Origin of the sequence: Pseudoalteromonas sp. GCY (assembly GCF_016695175.1) — a bacterium.
GTDB lineage: Bacteria > Pseudomonadota > Gammaproteobacteria > Enterobacterales > Alteromonadaceae > Pseudoalteromonas.
Map to the genome: position 1 here is coordinate 513,146 of NZ_CP068022.1, position 15,868 is coordinate 529,013.

Here is a 15,868-nt window from a genome sequence, read left to right on the forward strand (position 1 = left end):
TGCGCTCGTTTATTCTTTTTACAGGGCACAAACAAGCGATTTAAAAAGTCACACCAAGAGCACACTTGCCCTCACCCGTTCAATTTAATACTCTACTTTATGAGCTAAATGAGCTAACACCAAGGAAGAGCCAGAGTGTCAAACATAGCCGAACAAGTGATTAGTACCTATCCACCTGCTGCGCAAGCAAAAATCAGGGCACTGCGTAGCCTAGTAATGCAGGTTGCCAGTGAGCAAAACTTTGGCGCGGTGATTGAGGCAATAAAGTGGGGAGAGTTAAGCTTTAGTGTTAAATCGGGTAGCCCTTTCCGTATGGCTTGGAAAGCCAAAACGCCTACTAACTATCACCTTTATTTTCACTGCCAAACGAAGCTAGTTGATACATTTAGAGTACTATTTTCCGACGAGTTACAATTTGAAGGAAACCGAGCGATTGTCCTTAAACTAGAAGAAGACATGCCAACAGCACAACTTTACCGTTGTATCGCCATTGCAATGGACTATAAAAACCTCAAAAACTTGCCTTTACTCGGGCAGTAACAACCAATCTAGGTAAACCTTGCCCGGAGCGAAAAACCCACCGTTACCAATTTTTACAGCCGTGTACTTCTTACCTGAATAAAACGTGAAAAAATTACCCCTTTAAAATACATAAAATAAAATAACATTAAATTCAATAGCTTATATTTATAAATTAATGGTTCAAGCCTTGCTTACTTAATGATAGATAATCAATGTAGATGTATTTCGCCATTCAGCATTGGAAAACACCAAAACCAACTAGCGCAAATAACACAAGGAGCATAAAACATGACACCACAACCCGAGCTGCAAGATAGTTTTATTGATTTCGTGAACAAGCAGCAATTTCCATGCATTTGTGGTAGTAATAGAGCCGAATTAGCGTTTAATCATGTTGAGGTTTTAGGTTTTGGCGATCTTACCTCAAGACACAACAACTTTAGTTTAATAACGAGTCTCTATTCTTTTGTCGAAAAGGTAGATTTTGACAGTATGAAAAGTGCCGCGTTTGTTGCGGTTTTTGAGCAGAGCCAACACTTAGATGACAGCGACTTTAATAAGTCTGTTTGGCGTAAACTACAGGAATTACAAAACCTAGTATCGCAGAGCACTCCTAGAGGGCCGCATTCTCAATCGTCAGATTGCAGCAATAATTTTCATTTTAATTTGGATGGCGAGCCGCTTTATATCACTTGTTTAAGCCCTACAAGCGCATCGAGAAACAGAAAGTTTAAGTACCCAGCGATTGTTTTTAACTTAATGCCTCAGTTTGAGGTGCCACAGAGCTTCCGTGTCATCGAATCACACGTAGAAACCCACAGAATTTAATGCACATTGTACCAACGGAGAGGAACTAGATATGAGCAACATCATGGTAATCGATTTTATTATTTACGTCGTCATTGGCATATTAACAACTTTGGGTTGTTTTTGCTTAATGAGTGCTTCAAGCGCTTATTCAAATCTAAGTAGCCCAACCTGTCGCACTAAGGCGAGTAAGCCTGCTGCAGTGCGGAGCTAAGCGATGCCGAACCCAAGCTTTGCTCCCTTTAACTACTCGCGGGAAAAGGGAGTATGCTTACACTTTTAGGCCACTCAAACTACTTACCGGCGGCAACTAAACCGGCGCCAAACCCAAAAAACACGCCACCGCTTACTTTGTTCATCATCGTCATGCTCTTAGGTGACGACAATTTAGTCTTAGCAAGGCCAGAAAACACCGCATAAGAAATATGCACCATAAACACCAGCAGGCTAAAGGTAAAAACCAGCAACATAAATTGCGGCAAAAAGGCATTGTCCACATTGATAAATTGCGGAAAGATAGACATAAAGAAAATTACAGCCTTAGGGTTGGTGATCGAAACAAAAAAGCCTTCTAAAAAACACTTTTTCATCGTACTTGCAGCAATAGACTTGCCTATTTTACTTTCACCTTTAGTTCGCCACATCTTGTAGCCTAAATAGAAGAGATACGCAGCGCCAATAAATTTAACGACCGTAAATGCCAACACGGAACTGGCTAAGATCACACCTAAACTTGATGCCGATACCGCGGCGACAATCAAAATCCCGAGCGCGACACCACAAATACCAGCTAAAGACTTGGTGAAGCCTCTTTGAATTGAGTTATTGATAGTCAGCATCACCGCAGGCCCTGGTAATAAAATTGTCGCCAAAGCGACACCCACAAACAGAAAATAATTGTCCAAAACATCAACCCCGCAAATACTCGTACTAATCACACTCACCGCATCATCACACTAAATCATGACTTCACAAAGTAATATGCGGTAAGTGGGAGCGACGTACTGAGTTTATCAATGATATTTTTCTTCAAAGTCAGCCTCATCGTTACCCTATGCAATATACTCTTGGATAAGCGCGACATAAAGTCGCACCTACTGAATTAGGGCCAAAAAAATGCAGACTCGTCGGTCTGCATTTTTATGCCAATTTGCTTAATTAAGTGAAATTAGTATTAGTGAACGGATGCGCAAAAGATCACTCAAAAGTATACCTCACACCAACCGAGTATCTCGGACCGTATTGACGAGCAAATAAGAATTGCTCTTCATAACGACCATATCCTTGCTCGGTTTCATTGTTTAAGTTAATACCTTCAAAGAACACCGTAAACTGCTCATCAATATCGTAATTCACACTAACGTCCCATTGACCGTAAGACTTGGCATATTGCGGTGGTGCATCTGCTGAGCCTTGCGCTTGACCTACCCCGATAAGATAAGCGTCACGCCATGCGTAGGTTAACTTCACCGATAATCCGTCTTTTTCGTAAAATGCTTGGAAGTTAGCTGAGTCACTCAACCCAGTCAGCGGTGCTTGCTGCACTAGGCTTTCACTATCAAACTCAACATCGCCATCAACAAAAGTTGCGTTTACACCAAGGCCAAATCCCGTTTCACCAAATAAGTGCTGTACCGCCACTTCAAAACCATCAACCGATTTACTATCGGTATTTTGTGGCTGGCTGATGTTCCATACCATCAATGGATCGTCACTGCTTGGTTCAATCTTGCCATCGGCATTACCGTGCCCATTGGCGATCATTTGTGCAAAAATAGCATCACTGGTTGCCTGCTCTCCACGGGCTTCAATGTCTGCAATCGCTTGTTTATACCTTGGACCATTGTAAATATCGTAAAGACCTTCAATGGTGGTTTGCGTGATTGTGGTTTGAATAAAGTTATCGACCTCTTTTTTAAAGTAGCCAAGTGATGCGTAACTTCCTTCGTTGTAATAATATTCAAGTGAAAAATCTAGGTTTGTCGACTCAAACGGTAATAGGTTTGTATTGCCTCGAGAGCCGGTCCTCGCTCCCGGTTTTGGGCTGCCTGACAAACTTCTGCCACCAGCGAGATTACTAAGCGGCGCACGCGACATTGTTTTGCCCCAAGACGCTCGTGCAATTAAATCTTCGGTGAGATCAAAACGCACATCGATCATCGGTAATAGAATGTCGTAATCCCCTTGCTGCGTTAAGAAGTTGTCATCACCGCCTGCAGCGTATTGCATAATCCACTCAGATGGACTGTCCCAATTCACTTGCGTTTCCACACGCTGACGTACCACACTTGTCACATCCGTTTGTTCATAGCGCAGGCCTGCGTTGATCTGCACAAAGTAGTCAGAAAATTCAAACTCCCATTTAGATTGCAAGTAGATGCTGTCAGTGGTTTCATCAACTCTACTTTGGCTGTCTATGCCATCAAAATAGGCGTCCGCCGAGTAGTAGTCAGCACCGATCACATCTTCTGTAAGATACGCAAGCTGCCTTGCAATAGCTTCATCAAAGTCATAGGTATAGTAATACCCCGGCTGTAAGTCACTGCCACCACCAGCGAATTGGTCTAGCAAATCACCAGTTTCATGGCGCGTAAACATACTATCTGGGAAAATTTCTTTAAACGAAGGATTAAAACCCGGTCCTCCTCGTAGACCACTCCACGCTTCATACCCCCCAGTTGACTGTTCAGTGCGAGCGGCACCAAACTGCACACTTACTAGGCCAATATCAAAACTGTCGTTAAACCAAGTGGTATCAAGTTGCAACTGCTCGACCGTCGCCTCTCCGGGAGAGTGAATAAATTGGCTAAAGTTAGAATCAATTTCACTTGCCATGAGTTCATTCGTGCCATTTTTCCAAAGCACATTTGCATGTGGCACTTCGCCCTGCCGATAATCATAAATCTTAGTGAGCAACTGATCTGAGCCTAAGATGATTTGACCATCACTACCCAAGCCTTTATCTGCGCCATTATCGGTTTCGTTTTTTGAGTCGTGATAATCAAGCTCTACATGCCAATTATCATTAATTTGCCAGTCCAGATTTAAGCCAAGTGAACGCGCCTCAACTTCCGTCGTATTTCTATTTGCAGTGAACGACGCATCATTACCACCAATATCGGCATAAACCGCAGTGCCATTGGCATCTAACTCATAGGCATTTATATTACCGCCAAACTCATTCCAAATACCCCAACCCACCGTATTAGAACCCGTTACGGCAAGGCTTGCCGTGTAGTCTAAGGTGGCAACAAAACCGTTAGTCGGTGCATATTGAAAGGTAACTTGACCGTTCGTTCTTTCTCGCTCTAGATCTTCAATGCCGTAGTTCATGTCTTTTGGAAAAAAGTAATTTCCGACTTTATTACCCTCGGCATCTTCAGCACGGCCATCAATGATTTTAGACGGGTCTAAATCAGGTAGATCAACATTGGCCTGCCAGCCTTGAATATTGGCTTGCTGCTTTTGAAAATCACGTTGCTGATGGGAGAAGGAAAATCCAAAACCAAAGGTTTCATCGGCAAAGGTATTACTATAAACCGCGGAAACCTCAGGTGTAACATCATCTCCCGCTTCGTTAGAGGTATCAACAATCGCCTTTGCTGTAGCGCTAAAATGTTGCCCTGGGCGCTGTAGTGGTTTGGCCGTAACAATGTTGACCAAAGCCCCTAAACCGCCACTTGGTACATCAGCACGTCCGGTTTTGTATACCTCAAGCGCACTCACACCTTCTGCGGCTAGGTTTTCCAAGTTATACGAACGAGTATTACCTGTGCCCGGCATTTGGCGACCATTTAACGTCACCAAGTTAAAATCAGGTCCAAAACCTCGCACCGTTATCTGGCTGCCTTCACCATTGGCTCGACTAACCGAGACCCCGGTGATCCGCTGTAAGGACTCAGCTAAATTGGTATCTGGAAATTTCCCCATTTCCTCTGCCGAAATGGCATCCATGACCCCCGATGCGGAGCGCTTTAAATCCATTGAACGGATCAAACTTCCGCGGATCCCTTTCACTTCGATCACTTCGACTTTTTCGGCTGTTTGTTGCTCTTCTGCTTGAGCTATGCTAACCATTCCCGCATTCATCGCTATTGCTAACGACAACTGAACGGCAAGCTTACTTTTATTGAATTGTTTGTTATTCATGACTGCCCTGCGATTCTATTCTTGCTGCTGGATCACCGAGTTCAAAGCACTATTGGCGATCCACACTGGCTTATTGACTGACGATTTCAACATTGTCTATGCGGTAAACGGCGCCCTCGCCCATTCCCCAGCTGGGGAATACCATCAAGACATCAATGGCACTAATGTCGAGTCCAGCATCGTACAAAGCTTGAAGTGGAAACGTATAAGTTTGCCACTTGCCAACTTCTGGAGCTTGACCTTCAGCGCTTTGGTTCAGAGCAAGCTCTACCGCTGCACTAGCATCATTTGACTCAATTTTAAACAGCCATTGAGCGTCGATATTTGTAGGTGTTGAAGTCACCTTCATATCAAACTTAACTACGCCAGTTTCTAGTAAATGGGAAGCATCATAATAGACATCGTCATCCGCTAAAAACCCCATCACAGTTGGGGTTGCACCAATAACAAATTGCGCAACTTGACCATGGGCTGCATCTTCGTCTACTTCTATTGTGGGTGTAGAGCCACCACAACAATCCCAAATTGACCACTGCTCAGCAGCTTGATCTTTGAATAAGCTTAGACCGCCACTCGCCTTGTCACCGTCAGGATGAAAGATTTTTGCGTTATCAACACGATAAACCGCGCCGCTACCTGAGCCCCAAGCTGGAAAAATCATCACCACATCAATTGCACTTGGGTCAAGACCAGCCTGAGCCAAAGCTTCAATTGAGAAAGTATAGGTTTGCCATTCACCGGCCTGTGGCGCTACACCCTCTTGTGATTCAGATAGTGGTAGCTCAACCGCACTCGCGGCGTTATCAGACTCAATTTTAAGTAGCCAAGGGGCATCTGGAGTCGACGGTAAGCTCATGACTTTCATTTCAAACTGTACTACGCCACCTTCTAAAATTGCAGTTGCATCAAACGGTTTTCCGGCTCCCCCCACTTCTGTTCGAGACGAAAACCCCATTACCGTTGGTGTGTCACCAATCGTAAATTCAGCAACAATACCATGCGTTGCATCGTCAGAGACTTCAGTCGGTGTCGAGCCACCACAACAATCCCAAAGCGGCCACTCGGCGTTAATGGCATTTTCAAATAAGGTCAACGAAGGTAAGCTTGTATCCTGTGCAATCTCAACCTTATCAACACGATAGATAGCACCATTTCCGGCTCCCCATGCAGGGAAGATCATCACTACATCAATCGCTGAAACATCAAGTCCCGCATCGGACAATTGCTGTAGTGGGAAGGTATAAGTTTGCCACGAGCCTGCGGCTGGTGATTGTCCTTCAACGCTTGCAAAAAGATCGAGTTCAGCGGCGCTAGAAGCACCTTGGCTTTCAACTTTAAATTTCCATGCTGCACTTGGATCTGAAGGCATTTGTGTCACTTGCATATCGAACCGAATATAGCCCGCTTCTAGCATGCTTGTTGCATCAAATGGCGAGGCTTTACCGCTTGGATCTGTGATAAATTCGGCACGGCTGGTAAAGCCATTTACGGTTGGCGTCTCACCGACCACAAACTCAACAACATTGCCACGGCTTTCGTCTGCAACCAATGCAGGCGTTGAACCACCACAACAATCCCAAGCTGGCCAGTTAACGTTAAAATTATCATCAAAGATGGTTAGGTTTTTAGCGGTACCCGAAGAAGGTGGCGACGGAATAGGTGCTTCGCCTTCGACTAACGCATCCTCAAGGTCGTCGTAGCCTGGGCGCACCGTTTCACATCCTTTGCCCGTTTCGGGGTTAGAGGCGCACTCATACACTCTGACATAGTCAACCACAAACGATTGTCCGTTCACAAAGGCGTCGGAGTCGATACCTTTATTATTAACGTTTTCAGGCCAATCACCACCAACGGCAAGGTTTAAGATAAGGTGAAACTGCTGATCAAAAGGCGCACTATCCCAATGAGTAACCAGCTCGCCAGAGCCTTGCTCGTAGTATTCAGCAAACCATCCACGGTGTTTTAAACCAACCGCTTCTTGCTTTGAGTTGTAACGAACCTCCGATTGACGTTGTGTGGCATAGAGATAACCATCAACGTACCAACGGATCTCACCCTCTTGCCACTCCACAGCATAGGTATGGAAGTCATCAGCTGGATTTACGCCATCAGGTATCGCATATGCTTTACCGGTGTGAACATTATTAGGCCAATCACGGCCGTAATGAAGCGTGCCATGCACGTTAGATTCAACCGAGCCGTCTTCATTAGCGGCCTTGAGGTTTACCGCTTCCATGATGTCTATTTCACCAGACTTAGGCCAGCCACCGTAAACCTCATCCGTAGGCAACATCCAAAACGCGGGCCAACTGCCTTGCCCGCTTGGTAGCTTGGCCCGCATTTCGAATCTGCCATACTTAAAATCAGCTTTGTATTTGGTGTTCAATCTTGCCGAGGTATACGGCAGTTGTGCGCCTGCTTGCGCAGGTGTAGCTACAATATTCAGCATGCCATCGGCAATAAACGCGTTCTGTTCACTGTCGGTGTAACACTGTTTTTCATTGTTGCCACCGCCGTCGCAATTTACCTCGTGCGTCCACTTAGATGTGTCTATCGCATCGCTATCAAATTCATCGCTCCACACTAGCGTCCAGTCTGAAACCGGCGTTGTGGTATCAACGGATTTATAATTAGTTTCAGTCTCGGCGCTTCCGCCACATCCCGCTATGATAGCCACAGAGATTGCGGTGCATAGCCTTGTTAATTTTCTTGCTGCAATTTTCATCAGTTACCCCGATGTAAAACGTCGTTGTCAAATGGTTGAATGCTAAGAACTTTATTATTTAACTTGAGGCTTAGATAAGCTGTCGATTAACTCATCGTTTCTAAGATCAGGTTATTTAGCTATACGCTGAAAGACTACTCAGCGCGTTCCTAACAACAAATGTAAGCGCTTACAAATGACGTTAAAAAAACACACGCAAAATGTAAGCGCTTTCACAAAAGTAAACTAAGTTAATTTATTCGTCAATATTAAATTGTCATAAGGTGAAAATCTGCATGCTATAAATACAGACTTAACAGATCAGTAGCATCTAATAAAACCGCAGCAGAAAAAGCTGTAAAGGGGCTTTACATGTTTACGCAATCATTACGTCAAGATAAATCATACGCTTTAACTTGGTTGACAATACGGTTAAATTCACTGAGATTATTAACAAAAAATTAGGGTCATGTTATGAAATCATATTTCCTTTTAGTTGCAGCGGCATATGTTATGAGTGGTTGCATGACCACCAACCCAAGCAGTAACCAGCGCCTCTGTGAGACGACACTGCGCAATTACATAAAATATCGCGATTCGGGTTCAGCACAAGAATACCAAAGTGTTTTTACAAAGGATGCAACATTTAGTATCCCAGCACTCAATATCAATATTACTGGCGCTGAAGAAATAACAATAAGGCAGCAACAAGCCATAAAAACAACAAAAAGTATGCACATGATAACCAGTGCCGATATTCAACCTATGGAGGCAAATAAGTTTAGTGCTAAAAGCTATTTTGTTCTTTATCAGCAGCCAAAATCTCAATCAGATGCCCCAATCACCGTATTTAACGGAGTGTATGAAGACGAGCTTAAAGTAATCGATGGCCGATGCTTAATCAATCACCGCCTTGTTAACGTGCTTAAAAAAGAGACTTGGCATTAGGCGTTATTAACCCGGTTATTGTTTATGGCATTGTGCAATTTTGTACAAGACTTTTTGAGTGAAGACAGATACGCTTTTCATCAATGGGGGAGAGAATTATGCAACACTCAAAGTTTAGTTTTCATCGTGAACTCGGTGGTCTAGAAGTTCTACACAACATTGATAAGCAGGAAGACTTTGGTAGACATAGCCACAGCGGCTATACGCTTGCCTTAGTGGATAGTGGTGCGCAGCGATTCTACCGCAGCGGCGGTGAACACTTAGCTAGTCAGCATAGTGTCATTTTGATTAATGCAGAGCAGGTGCACGATTGCAGAAAGGCGTCAAAAGATAAGTCTTCGTACCGTTCACTCTACCCAACGCCTGAACTATTCAATCAGTTTCTTGGTGATGGCGAGGCAATAGCTCCTTTTTTCCATGATGCAGTGGTACACGACCGAACGCTTACGGCACTCATGAACACCACTTTTAACGTCTTAGAATGTGATACCAGCGTACTTGAAAAGCAGTCTCAGCTTATTGCTCTGCTATCTTATTTAAGCAATAAGCAAGGCAAAGTCACATTCGATACAAAAATCCCTTCGGTTAAGCAGCGAATTACCACAGCACGCCATTTTCTTTTGGATAATTTATTTGAAGATGTATCACTCGACTCCTTAGCGAGCCTTGTCGGCATGAGTCCCTTTTACTTTATTCGCGTGTTTAAGGCCCACACTGGCCTCACTCCCCATGCCTTTCAAATACAACACCGGCTTAATCATGCCAAGGCATTACTGCGCAGCGGGAAAAGTGTTTCCCATGCAGCATTAAGCGTCGGCTTTTATGATCAAAGCCACTTCAATCGTCATTTTAAAAAGAACATGGGGATCACTCCCAGTCAATATAGCAAGGCTTGTTAATATGAAAGTCGCAGTATGCAAAGGCTTTTGGGATATGTTGCCATTAAATCTCGCCGTGCTTCCTTGGGGAATATTGTGTGGCTCCCTTGCCGTGCAAAACGGCTTTACGCCGCTCGAAGCACAGTTAATGTCGTTATTAGTTTTTGCAGGCTCGGCGCAGTTAGTGGCAATAGAGCTTATTGCCAAAGACACCGCGCTTATCACCTTACTTGCGACTACCTTTATTATTAGCGCGAGACACTTACTCTATGGCCTTGCTATCCGCAACAAAATGATAGATAAGCCCCTTAAATGGCGTGGCCCCATTGCGTTTTTTCTCACTGACGAATTGTTTGCGTTTTCCCATCATCACCGTGCCTATCAAGGCAAACTTCGGCTCGTATATGCGCTCATCGCAGGTGGTAGCTTTTATGTTGCATGGAATCTGTGGACGCTCATTGGTATTGTCGCAGGTCAGTTTTTACCTGACTTGACCAACCTTGGCTTAGACTTCGCGATTGCGGCAATATTTATTGCTTTAGTGGTCCCGAGTATTAACGCATTACCCGTGTTATGTGCTTGTTTAACGTCGGCAGTAACTATCTTAGTGTTCAAACTGATCCATTTTGAATTTGGTTTAATCGCCTCAGCCTTGCTCGGAATGTCGGTAGGATATGTGCTACAAAGTAAAAAGGAGCGTGTATGATCACCACTATTTTAGCCATGGCTTGTGTCACGTTTGCAACTCGGTATTTATTTATGGCAAAACAACTGCCTTTTACTATCGGTCCTAAACTACAGCGCTTTTTAAGTTTTAGCGCCCCTTGCGTACTGACCTCAATTTGGGTACCTATTGTATTTATTCAAGACAAGCAACTTGCCATCACGCCAAGCAACCCCTATTTGGTCGCCGCAACGGTCGCAGTAATACTGGCGTTTCGCTTTAAAAACCTCTATGTCACCACGTTTGCAAGCCTAGCTGTGTTTTACTTGCTGTACTAAATGCGAAATGGTTACGGCCGTTGGATTAAACCCCAAACGCATGAGTGCCGTTTCATCGTCTGCTTCACTCACGCAAACCAAAGCGCGCTGGTTTAGCGCTTCGAAGCGCCCCGTCACATGGGCTTCACGACCAATCGCAGCAAGCGGAAACACCATATCACCTTGCTCAACTTCGATATTTACGTCTAGGCCATTTGCTACTCGCAGCGTCATCCAGCAACCTAATTTTCTGCAAACATGAGTGACCACCCCTTTTACGGTCACAAGGTTTGTTGTGTAGTCATTGAGATTTGGCAATATGTGCTCTGCCTCGACTAACTTAGACATGTCTGCACCACCGGCAAATTCTAGCGGGCTTGAAAAGCTAAACCGAGAAAATACCGCCAAAGAGAGTGCTGTTAGTTTTATCGTATCCTTCATCATTGCGACTCCATAGCTTTTATCACTATTACCTCATCAATTGCTTACTCCTATAAAAAGTTATGGAGCATCAATCATATAGCTATATAAAAGTACAATTCGCAACTAAAATCAACACAAAAGTTAATAAAAGGTAAATTTAAAAATTAAATGTTTTTGAAATTGACGCCACAAATGTAGAATCTGCATAGGAATCAATATCATTGCTTTCATAGCCCAATGAAAAAGACCAAGTACTAATCGAGTAAGTTCCAGTTAGATGCCAGTGGGTATAGTCATCATCACCCGACTCCCATTGGTATTTATCACTATCAAAGCTCATTGAATGATCAACCCCAAGCGTCAGTGACCAACGATCTGTGATTGGGATACTATGCGTGAGCATCACTATCCCGTGAGCAGCCCCTGTTCCAAAGTAATCCCATGCATACCAAAAGTCTAAATTTGTCTGGCCGTAATTGAACTTTGCATAGGCTTCTGCATAGTTGTAATCAGAACTCACATCATCACCATGATAGGTATATTGGGAGAGGCCAACATCAAGCTTTAATTTGTCAGTTAGCGTAAATTTGTAGCCACCATACAGATCTCCTTCTACATCCGTACCATCGCCAAAATCAACTTGAGACACCCAGCCTCCAGCATACCAACCACTTTTTCCAAACCAATCTAAACTGACTTGAAGCGCTTCGTCTTCCTTAGTTTGACTTACGCCATTAAATAAATAGTCGGAAGCTAATGTTACGGTGGAGGATGTCGACGCGTTGACAAATAGTGGAGTAAACAACAATGGCAGCAGACAGTATTTTTTCATCTTTGAAATCACTCTTTAATTGCAGTCATTTCAAGCATAGACCGCCGTTCCCGCCCTGTCACTGGCACAGTTTCATCCGCTTTTTGACATGCTTGGCATGATTATTTTTCGTTTTATAAGCGTCTGGCTGGCTTTTTAATGAAGCGCTATTGCTGCAATGATCTGTTTGATATATAACGACTGACACAGCAATAGCAAAAAGCCATATTATTGTTATATTTGATAGAAGCACAATTGGAACCAGAGCGTGTACCGAGAAAACGCCACATCAATAGATGTAAGGCATGTTTTCAATTCATTTTTGTTAACTGAACTTGCATCAGCACACCACTAAATACATAGTCTGTATTGTACGGCATATAGCCGTCCGCCATTATATGTAGCACTAGCTCTGTCTCACTAAGATTTGCAGGTAATGTAAATTGAAATCGACCGGTTAGTGATGTCATCACACTTTGGTCACCGGCCATGACTGTTGCACCTACAACAGGTAGACCTTGGCTGTCCCTCACAATGCCCTGCACTATTTGCTCTTTGAGCTCAACAGTTAAGCGAGCTGATTGCCCAACTAGCTTAACAGATTCACTCAATTGATATTGGTCATTCCCAGACAAACGAACCCTGACAGTTTCTCCTAGGAATCGAGGTGGAATATTTTTTAACGTCACCTCCCCCAGCCCAATTATCTCGCCACGCACTATTTGCGCGTCCAGATCAACCAGCAACTGTCCATTTGACTCATTCAGAGGCTGACCATCAGCGGTTTCCAATATAAATGTATATGAGAAATCCGTTGTAGTGTCGGGCGCAAGTTTTATACCCAACATTACAATTACCAGCATCAGTACACACGGCCCCCCCAAACGGAGTGTGCCACCGAGTGCTTTGCCAGAATACGCAGCATAAGACTTAAAGAGAGAAAACAAACAAATCGCGCAGAGCAGTCCAACAACCAACACTATCAAAAACCACACCTTTGATATCAGCCTAAAGGTAAATAACGTCTCCGCGTTATATATCAGGCCAGCACTCAAAAGTAAGAATAATACCAGGGCAACTGCCGAAAACCCCCACACATGCTTATAGGCTGGTTTATTAGTTGGTTGATTCATTTTGTTCCTGCTGTTTAATGATTAACGCCATCAGATGTGACGACTTTTGAAAGTCGTCCTGCTCAGCGTGTGTTTCACTCAGGCGTTTTCTGATCTCCATACTCTCCTGCGCATAAGGTTTGGCTTTGGCATAATTCGCCTGTTGATAATTAATAACGCCTAAGTTATACAAAGTACTGGCAACCCGGGGTAAATAAGTATCTGGCTCGCTAAGCGCCAGTTGACGACGAGTGCGCAGCGTTGCTTCGTAACTCACCTCAGCCAGTGCCCATTTTTCTTGCTTACTTTGCAGATCCGCGATTTTACTTTGCACCTCAGCAACCAAAGAAGGCTTAATAGGGCGAGAAAATATCGCCTCCAGAGTACGAAACTCTTTTAGCGCGCCCTGATAAGTTTGCTCAGCTTGTGCATACATATCCAATTCACTATATAAATCTCCCAAAATGAATTGTGATATCGCTAACTCCTGGACATAGTTGTTGCGAACCTTTTTATTCAAACGAGTATAAGCCTGCAAGGCCGCTTCATGGCTTCGTACCGCGTCTTGCAGTGCGTTTTGTTGATAATATAGAACACCAAGGTTATGATGCACCTTCCCCATATCAGGTAAATAAAATGGCAGCGCATCCTCATCCAATATACTGTATGCTTTTAGCGCCTCCAGATAGCTCTCCTGAGCCTTAGCAAGCTCATTTTTCTTGCTATATAGTATACCCAGATTACTGTACGCCGAGGCAATATTCGGCAGAACAGAGCGTGGGGCTTTACTGACCAGCGTTTTTCTAATTTCTATCGCTTCGACAAACTTCTTCTCAGCCTCGTCCAGCTGGTGTATTTTGAACATTATCCCCCCCAGATTTTGCAATGCCCCCGACAAAGCTGACAGATATAAATCTGGCTCTTGCTTGGCATACTCGCGAAATATATCAATGACTTCCTGATAGTACTTCGCGGCCTCGGAAAAATGACCCTCAGCCTCTTGCATGTGTCCCAGGCCATTTAATACAGCAGCTATAGATGGTTTATAGCGCTCTGGTGAATGTTCAGCGAGACGCCTGTTGATACTCAATGCCTCCGTCAAGCTTTGCTCAGCTCTGTCATGCTTACCCAATCTAACTTGCAGAGTTCCCAGGTTACTCAGCACCATAGAAATTCCTCTCAACGAGTCTTCTGAGGGGAAGTTCAGAACAGCATGATCGAAACCAGAACTTGGTGAGTTACCTTGTGCGCTCATTTGCGGCTGAGCTAGGGTTACACCATCTTCTGCCATTTTTTTTAATGATGGTGCTTGGCTGGCTAAGGTCCGGTAAATTTCAAGCGCTTCGTTATAGCTGCGTTCGGCTTCATCAGGTTTAAGCTGGTGGCTTTGTAGGCGCCCGAGTCCATTTAATATTGTCGCGACATTAGGCAGATGCACCTGCGGATCTTCTTTTGCCTTGGCACGATATATGTTCAAAGCTTTGTCATAGCTCTGCTGCGCATCCTTCGTGTAATTATGCGTGCTAAAAAAGCGCGCTGCGGTAGATTGCGCATGACCATGATTTGGAAAACGCTTTACCAGAGTGCGATATTGCGCCAGCGCTTTTTCCGCTTCAAACCGTTGCTCGTATACAATCGCCTTAAGCAAGTTTGCATTAGCTTGTGCTGCTTCTTCGCGCTGATACTGGCGAGATTGTGCTTCCAGCTCAGCTTCTTTCAATTTCAGCTGCCTGAACTGCTTTTCTAACTGACCTTTTTTGAATTGGTGTTGCTGATATTGTTTCTCTAGTTCGGCGTCATTAAGTACTTCCAACGCCTGATCCAAATCGCCAGAAAGATAGAGTTGTATTGCCTCTTTATACAAGCCTTGTGGTGGTGATTCGTGTTCAGACAAGGATTGAGCCAGCATGCTTGCCTGCTCCTGCAGCTTTTGCTTTTCTTCGGTAAGTTTACGTACCTTTTGCTCAATATCTTGTTGGCTGCTATTGCGGTCAGTCAGCTGCCCCAGCTTGTGCTGATATTGTTGTTCAATAATTTCATCAATCATTATACGATAAAACCGCAACGCCCACTTCTGACGCTCGTTAGGCTTTGCAAGAATAATCGTCAATGGTAAATAGGCACTGTTTGGTTTGGGTAAATACCCTTCCAGCTGAATGTGGTTGACCACCGCTAAATCACCATGATTCACCCTGAGTCGAAACAGCTCTCCTGGCTCTTTTTTGAATACCAGTTTAAAACTCCCGTCGCTCAATGACATGGTTGGCGACGCAGCATCGGCGGAAATTGGCACATTTGCGATCCCGATACCATGTAGTTCATTGAGAACGAATCGTCCTTTAAATACGGTACCTGAGCCTCCGTTTGCCCAACTAGTTGCGCTCAGGCATATCAAAAACCAGTACACGAACTGTCGAGCAGTAATGGGATACCTACTTAGCCATTTACTCATTTCGACTTCCCTTCAATTGCTACAAGTTTAGTTTAGACGAATATGGCTTCTAAGCTAAAGTGAAAATTGAAATTAGCAGAC

The 15,868-nt window shown here is 44.1% G+C and carries 13 protein-coding genes; 6 read left to right on the forward strand and 7 right to left on the reverse strand.

Annotated elements, in window-relative coordinates:
• Window positions 1-135 precede the first annotated feature (135 nt).
• On the forward strand, window positions 136-540 hold the full coding sequence (locus tag JJQ94_RS02050) for a DUF1801 domain-containing protein (protein WP_010375302.1): 405 nt from the start codon (window positions 136-138) through the stop codon (window positions 538-540).
• 270 nt (window positions 541-810) lie between these two features.
• Complete coding sequence (locus JJQ94_RS02055) at window positions 811-1,350, forward strand: YqcI/YcgG family protein (protein WP_099030674.1); 540 nt, start codon at window positions 811-813, stop codon at window positions 1,348-1,350.
• Between the two features lie 272 nt (window positions 1,351-1,622).
• On the opposite strand, the gene JJQ94_RS02060 is transcribed toward JJQ94_RS02055, so the two are convergent.
• From JJQ94_RS02060 to JJQ94_RS02070, 3 genes are all read right to left on the reverse strand, one after another.
• A complete protein-coding gene (locus tag JJQ94_RS02060; RefSeq protein WP_236596476.1) occupies window positions 1,623-2,201 on the reverse strand; it encodes a LysE family translocator in 579 nt (192 codons plus the stop codon).
• A 325-nt stretch (window positions 2,202-2,526) separates the two neighbouring features.
• Window positions 2,527-5,478 (reverse strand): TonB-dependent receptor, encoded by a 2,952-nt coding sequence (locus tag JJQ94_RS02065; protein WP_099030675.1) that lies wholly within the window; start codon window positions 5,476-5,478, stop codon window positions 2,527-2,529.
• A gap of 70 nt (window positions 5,479-5,548) precedes the next feature.
• Window positions 5,549-8,203, reverse strand: a complete 2,655-nt coding sequence (locus tag JJQ94_RS02070) for a glycoside hydrolase family 16 protein (RefSeq protein ID WP_099030676.1) — start codon at window positions 8,201-8,203, stop codon at window positions 5,549-5,551.
• Window positions 8,204-8,656: 453 nt separating this feature from the next.
• Here JJQ94_RS02070 and JJQ94_RS02075 point away from each other — a divergent pair, with 453 nt between their 5' ends.
• The 4 genes from JJQ94_RS02075 to JJQ94_RS02090 all read left to right on the forward strand — a co-directional run bounded on the left by JJQ94_RS02075 (window position 8,657) and on the right by JJQ94_RS02090 (window position 11,010).
• Window positions 8,657-9,130 (forward strand): nuclear transport factor 2 family protein, encoded by a 474-nt coding sequence (locus JJQ94_RS02075; protein WP_099030677.1) that lies wholly within the window; start codon window positions 8,657-8,659, stop codon window positions 9,128-9,130.
• Between the two features lie 98 nt (window positions 9,131-9,228).
• Complete coding sequence (locus JJQ94_RS02080; protein WP_099030678.1) at window positions 9,229-10,029, forward strand: AraC family transcriptional regulator; 801 nt, start codon at window positions 9,229-9,231, stop codon at window positions 10,027-10,029.
• A gap of 1 nt (window position 10,030) precedes the next feature.
• A complete protein-coding gene (locus tag JJQ94_RS02085) occupies window positions 10,031-10,714 on the forward strand; it encodes an AzlC family ABC transporter permease (RefSeq protein WP_010607477.1) in 684 nt (227 codons plus the stop codon).
• Window positions 10,711-11,010 (forward strand): AzlD domain-containing protein, encoded by a 300-nt coding sequence (locus tag JJQ94_RS02090; RefSeq protein WP_099030679.1) that lies wholly within the window; start codon window positions 10,711-10,713, stop codon window positions 11,008-11,010. The genes JJQ94_RS02085 and JJQ94_RS02090 overlap by 4 nt, the downstream gene beginning before the upstream one ends.
• On the opposite strand, the gene JJQ94_RS02095 is transcribed toward JJQ94_RS02090, so the two are convergent.
• From JJQ94_RS02095 to JJQ94_RS02110, 4 genes are all read right to left on the reverse strand, one after another.
• On the reverse strand, window positions 10,984-11,433 hold the full coding sequence (locus tag JJQ94_RS02095; protein ID WP_099030680.1) for a DUF4920 domain-containing protein: 450 nt from the start codon (window positions 11,431-11,433) through the stop codon (window positions 10,984-10,986). The genes JJQ94_RS02090 and JJQ94_RS02095 overlap by 27 nt on opposite strands.
• Window positions 11,434-11,569: 136 nt before the next feature.
• Window positions 11,570-12,244: a TorF family putative porin gene (locus JJQ94_RS02100; protein ID WP_099030681.1), complete on the reverse strand. Its 675-nt coding sequence runs from the start codon at window positions 12,242-12,244 to the stop codon at window positions 11,570-11,572.
• A 290-nt stretch (window positions 12,245-12,534) separates the two neighbouring features.
• The gene (locus JJQ94_RS02105) at window positions 12,535-13,356 is read right to left on the reverse strand and encodes a carboxypeptidase-like regulatory domain-containing protein (RefSeq protein ID WP_099030682.1); all 822 of its coding nucleotides are present in this window, start codon (window positions 13,354-13,356) and stop codon (window positions 12,535-12,537) included.
• Window positions 13,340-15,787: a tetratricopeptide repeat protein gene (locus JJQ94_RS02110; RefSeq protein WP_099030683.1), complete on the reverse strand. Its 2,448-nt coding sequence runs from the start codon at window positions 15,785-15,787 to the stop codon at window positions 13,340-13,342. The genes JJQ94_RS02105 and JJQ94_RS02110 overlap by 17 nt, the downstream gene beginning before the upstream one ends.
• Between the last annotated feature and the right edge of the window lie 81 nt (window positions 15,788-15,868).

Excerpts from the sequence above, each read along its gene's own strand:
- JJQ94_RS02090 (WP_099030679.1), top strand. The coding sequence starts at position 10,711 with ATGATCACCACTATTTTAGCCATGGCTTGTGTCACGTTTGCAACTCGG.
- JJQ94_RS02070 (WP_099030676.1), bottom strand. The coding sequence starts at position 8,203 with ATGAAAATTGCAGCAAGAAAATTAACAAGGCTATGCACCGCAATCTCT.
- JJQ94_RS02065 (WP_099030675.1), bottom strand. The coding sequence starts at position 5,478 with ATGAATAACAAACAATTCAATAAAAGTAAGCTTGCCGTTCAGTTGTCG.
- JJQ94_RS02105 (WP_099030682.1), bottom strand. The coding sequence starts at position 13,356 with ATGAATCAACCAACTAATAAACCAGCCTATAAGCATGTGTGGGGGTTT.
- JJQ94_RS02075 (WP_099030677.1), top strand. The coding sequence starts at position 8,657 with ATGAAATCATATTTCCTTTTAGTTGCAGCGGCATATGTTATGAGTGGT.
- JJQ94_RS02080 (WP_099030678.1), top strand. The coding sequence starts at position 9,229 with ATGCAACACTCAAAGTTTAGTTTTCATCGTGAACTCGGTGGTCTAGAA.
- JJQ94_RS02110 (WP_099030683.1), bottom strand. The coding sequence starts at position 15,787 with ATGAGTAAATGGCTAAGTAGGTATCCCATTACTGCTCGACAGTTCGTG.
- JJQ94_RS02100 (WP_099030681.1), bottom strand. The coding sequence starts at position 12,244 with ATGAAAAAATACTGTCTGCTGCCATTGTTGTTTACTCCACTATTTGTC.
- JJQ94_RS02055 (WP_099030674.1), top strand. The coding sequence starts at position 811 with ATGACACCACAACCCGAGCTGCAAGATAGTTTTATTGATTTCGTGAAC.
- JJQ94_RS02085 (WP_010607477.1), top strand. The coding sequence starts at position 10,031 with ATGAAAGTCGCAGTATGCAAAGGCTTTTGGGATATGTTGCCATTAAAT.
- JJQ94_RS02095 (WP_099030680.1), bottom strand. The coding sequence starts at position 11,433 with ATGATGAAGGATACGATAAAACTAACAGCACTCTCTTTGGCGGTATTT.